This window comes from Bacillus sp. AP8, from assembly GCF_000321185.1.
Taxonomy (GTDB): domain Bacteria; phylum Bacillota; class Bacilli; order Bacillales; family DSM-1321; genus Bacillus_AD; species Bacillus_AD massilioanorexius.
Genome location: NZ_CAPG01000079.1, coordinates 1 through 4,586, shown reverse-complemented (window position 1 = coordinate 4,586; position 4,586 = coordinate 1). Strand labels below are relative to the sequence as shown.

Annotated in this window: 4 protein-coding genes; 1 reads left to right on the top strand and 3 read right to left on the bottom strand. The window is 29.8% G+C overall.

The genetic code is table 11. The annotated features are described in order from the left end of the window. Both BN349_RS19160 and BN349_RS19140 read right to left on the bottom strand, forming a co-directional pair. On the bottom strand, positions 1–527 hold a 527-nt coding region (locus BN349_RS19160), incomplete at its 3' end, for a YitT family protein (protein WP_019243961.1). Positions 528–1,819: 1,292 nt separating this feature from the next. Continuing rightward, positions 1,820–2,335 carry a DUF3231 family protein gene (locus BN349_RS19140; protein WP_019243957.1) on the bottom strand — a complete coding sequence of 172 codons (516 nt, stop codon included), beginning with the start codon at positions 2,333–2,335 and terminating at the stop codon, positions 1,820–1,822. A gap of 1,410 nt (positions 2,336–3,745) precedes the next feature. Here BN349_RS19140 and BN349_RS19130 point away from each other — a divergent pair. Further along, on the top strand, positions 3,746–4,261 hold the full coding sequence (locus BN349_RS19130) for an AAA family ATPase (RefSeq protein WP_019243955.1): 516 nt from the start codon (positions 3,746–3,748) through the stop codon (positions 4,259–4,261). Positions 4,262–4,325: 64 nt separating this feature from the next. Here the strand turns inward: BN349_RS19130 and BN349_RS19125 are convergent. Beyond that, positions 4,326–4,586: IS3 family transposase (locus BN349_RS19125; RefSeq protein ID WP_019243954.1), on the bottom strand; the 261-nt coding region annotated here is incomplete at its 5' end.

The following is a 4,586-nucleotide window of genomic DNA, read 5'->3' as shown; positions in this document are numbered from 1 at the left end:
AGCATAATAATTGTCAACATCAGCTTTTCCGCACCAATGATAAAATAAGATGAAAAAGCAACTATCAAATCAAAAAACAATAGACCATAGCTAATGCTCCATCCTAAATACTTATGTGTTATCCTTGCTAAGATGGTAGTACCTGCTGTTGTTCCGCCAACCCGAATGATTAGGCCAATCCCGCAACCTACAAATATTCCTCCAAAAATGGCATTTACCATCAATTCATTAGAAGTAATATTCCAGCTTTCTGTCAGATGAAGAAAAAGCGAGTTAGAAACTACAGCAATAATCGTATAAATCGTTGTTACTTTATTCAAAAATTTATAACCGATTATTAACAAAAATGCATTCAGAATTAAGTTGACTAAACCTGGTGACCACTCAAATAAATAATAGGTAATAATCGTGATACCAGTTACTCCTCCTTCACCAAGCTCGTTCGGAATAACAAATAAATTTACACCTAACGCAAATAGAAATGCACCAATAAGGATAAAAATAATGTCTGTGGTTCTTTTTTTCATATACTACCTCACTGCTCATAAAAATATTTACTGGGAACAAACTCTCACCATTATATCGTGGAACATTAAAATCGAACAGTAGTCTATTATTTATTTTAATACAAGATTTTATTCAAACTTTATTACAAATGATCACATACACTTTCTGAGATTTAAATTATATGTCTATTTATCAAGAAAAAGAAAGGCAACATTAGAAATAGAAAAGGTTCCGTCAAACGCACTAATGGTGAATTTTTGGTTTTATGGTTCAAGCTTTGATGTCTTAGAATGGAAATAGGTTGGAATATTGGAAGATGAAATTACAGATTTGCAAATTTTTCCACTGGATTATTTTCAGTTTATGAATATAAAGTTGGTGGAATGGCATTTGAAGAAGATGTACTTGGATTATTTGATTGTAACGAAGTATATCCTGGTGAATGTTATTGGTTGGAAAATATTCCCCTGGATTATTTCCTTCAGGAGCCATCTCCTTTCATAGAGATATTATGGAATGAAAACAAGAATGAATTCTTATTAAAACTGGGAGGTTTACTTTGAACCTTAAGGTAATGGGAGTAGTTTGAGGGAGGTTAGTTTTACTTAGGTAAGTATGTTTATTGTTCCAATTAGGTGAACTTATATATCAAACTAGATTAGTATTCTCTTTTTAATTGTACGGGTTACCGCTATTTTTTCTAAAGTCGTTATCGGACAAACGAAGCAGTTTATTTCATGTGGAAATGAACGGAGAGGAAAAAATGTTACTAAAAAATATTTTGAATTCTAATAATTTATTATTGTCTTTAGGAACTTTTTATGTAGGTGTGTCAACGTTTTTTGAAAGGGAAGCTTTCAACAAGAGTGGATAGGTAAATTGCCATTTAATAATTGGGCAAGTTTAGCTTTATTTAGAATGATTATTTTTGGGATCGGAAATGCCATTGCTTCAACTTATGGATTTATAAAGAAAGATAAAAAAATATTTACAATGACCTTCACTATGGGAGCATTATTTTTCTTTGTATTGTTATACCGACTATTTTGTTGGGGGAATGGTACTTACCAACAGGAGTATTTTTTGTATTAAGCATAATCCAAATATTACTTGGTTTCGTTACTAAGAAATCATAAAAGGAAAAATTAGTTGAAATTTCATTAAATTATTTATCACTTCACTAACAGGTGCTAGAGCTGAAGATCAAGGCTGCTAATGGCGTAGGTTAGCTCAATAAGGTACACAGTATATTTATTATGTGAAACAAACAATAAAGAATGGAGGAAGAGAAATTAACTTCCTCCAAGATAATTTACTCTTTGTTTTTAGTTTCCATATGAAGAGGAGGAGGAAGTAACCATCCTTTTTCTTTCATAATTTGTAATAATTTCGCACCGTCTTTTAAACTTTTGGCACTTTGTTGAGTAAGCATTAGGGCTATATCTTCGCGAATACACTGACTAATAAGACCACTCATTGCTGTTAAGCCAGTAGCGATATCGCGAGCTATAGCATATGCAATTTGAGCATCTTGAAATCTAGCTCCAACCGGAATTTGTTCAATGTCTACTTCAGGTCTTTCAGCAGGGGTAGGCGGAACAACAACATCATTTGCTATCAATAATTGTTCAAGTTCTTTGATGGCAGGTTTAATACTTGAATTTATTACATCTTTAATAAATTCTTTCAAATCTTTATCGCCAGTATGATTGAAATAGACTTGGTAGCCATCCAATGCTGCTTTTGTAACAGCTAATTGTGTGTATATTCCATATACTTCACCGTAATGCATTGGTTCATTTTGAGGATTACCACTTAAGATACCCATAAATACACTCCTTGTTTCAATAACATTAGTTAAGATTTTTTACAACTCACAAATGTTATTATGTGTATCTTCCAAGAAGTTATAAGTGTATTTATAAATTTGAGATAAAAAACAAATATTATTTAGTTTCGTAGCAGACATATTATGTGTATTTTGTGAAACAAAAAAACACTTCTAAGAGCGTAATTGTAAGATCATAAAATTTTATTACTCTAGTAATAAAAAAGATAAGAATAAAAGCATTTAGAAAAATAATCACATATTTAAATGGATTCTTCTTAATAAAAAAGGCAGTTATTATTCCAATTAGGGGTAATTTCCAAGCAATTTCAAATGTAACAGCACCTATTAATGGGAAATTTATATCTGCACTTTCTGTTAAAGCCATTAACACAGATATAGTAATGAAGGAATATAAACTTAGACAGAAGAAATAAATTTGATTACGAATGTTGTTTTTTATAGACATTAGTTCTTTACCTGTTATTGCTTATTAAAACTATTTATACAAAAGTATATATAACTATATCTAATGGATGCGTCAAGAGTATGAGTAGATTTAGAAGTGTTTGTGAACAAAAGACACATTATGTGTAAAAAAAAGCCCTTTATGTGGATAAATGGGTGACAGGCGAAGGGCTAAATCAATCAATCTCAGAAATACGATTGTAAAAGAAAGAATCAGATTGCTACCTTGTACTGTTATGTTATTCAAATTGAAAGTAGAAGTTCTAATTATTTAGCACATTTAAATATAGTAAACAAAAAATATCCAGTAGAGGTGATCTTCTGGATAATAATTACAAGGCATATTAAGGAGTTGCGTTTTTAGGAATAAGAATAAGGTACACATAGGCTGAAAAGAAAATGAGTTTGAAGAAAGTGTTTTTCTAAAGTAAAACCACAATATAAGCTATTCATAATAAAAAAAATAGTGCTTTTCCTTCGGTATTATTTCTTTTTTGTAACAAATCTAATTACAAACATAAGAACTACGAAAGAGAAAATTATAATAGATAACACAATGATTGCTTTAGTAGTAATAAAACTCATGTTCAGCACCGCAAAAAATATTTTTATAAACTTTAATTAAAAATTAATTATTTTATTAACTTAAATAGTAGGAAGATAATTGATGCAAAAAAAATAATACAATTAAGAATACTAATCCTTCAGAAGTTAAAAAATTCAATTTAACACCACCAAATGATTAATATGAGTATTATTACATTTGAATATAAATTATTCAAATGAATCTAATAATTAAGTCACATAACGTAGATTATGTGTAATAGAATGTTAATTTTCTTATGTCGCTAACGGAGCAGCTTAGTGGAACAAGAAAGAGGATAAATCAACATTAATATGGAATTATTTCACATACAAGTTTATTGATGAGGGAGGTCTAAAGTGAACAATAAAACTCCTAAAAAAATACATATTATTGGTTCCGTTGGAAGTGGAAAAACAACGTTAGCGAAAGATTTATCCTCAAAACTAAATATTCCGTTTTATGAATTAGATAATGTAGTTTGGAAAAGAAAAAAATCTGGAGATATAAGAAGGACGGATGAAGAAAGAAAACAGTATATGAATTCTATTATTCATTCTGAAACTTGGATTATTGAGGGGGTTCATAACGAGGATTGGGTGGCAAATAGTTTTTATAATGCAGAATTAATTATTTTCTTAGATACTAAATATCCGATAAGAATCTATCGAATAATTAAACGATTTGTATTACAAAAATTCAAATTAGAAGAGTCAAATTACAAACCTACTCTAAAAATATTCTTTAAAATGTTTAGATGGAATAGATATTTTGAAGAAGTCGGTAAACTTAATTTCTTTAAAAAATTTGGGATATATAGTGACAAGTTATTAGTTGTTAAAAATAGAAAAAGTATTGAGAACTATTTAAAGTAACAGGTGCGTTAGCAGAAAAAAGAGACAGCAAAAGGGTAGTGACCCCTTAAAGTTAGATTTTTTATTACGCAGCTGATTGGCTGGTTTGAGTTCGGTATTGTACGGGACTTAAACCAGCCAATTTCTGCTTAATGCGTTTGTTGTTATAGTAATCGATATACGCTTCGATTTTTCGTTTTAACTCATCGTACGATACTAATTCTTCTCCATAATACATTTCTTGTTTTAAAATCCCAAAGAAATTTTCCATTGTCGCATTATCTGCACAGGTTGCTTTTCTATACATACTCTGAAAAATATGATTCTGCTTTAATGTTTGAATCCG

Coding starts and splice junctions, on each gene's coding strand:
- BN349_RS19140 (WP_019243957.1), bottom strand. CDS start 2,335: ATGGGTATCTTAAGTGGTAATCCTCAAAATGAACCAATGCATTACGGT.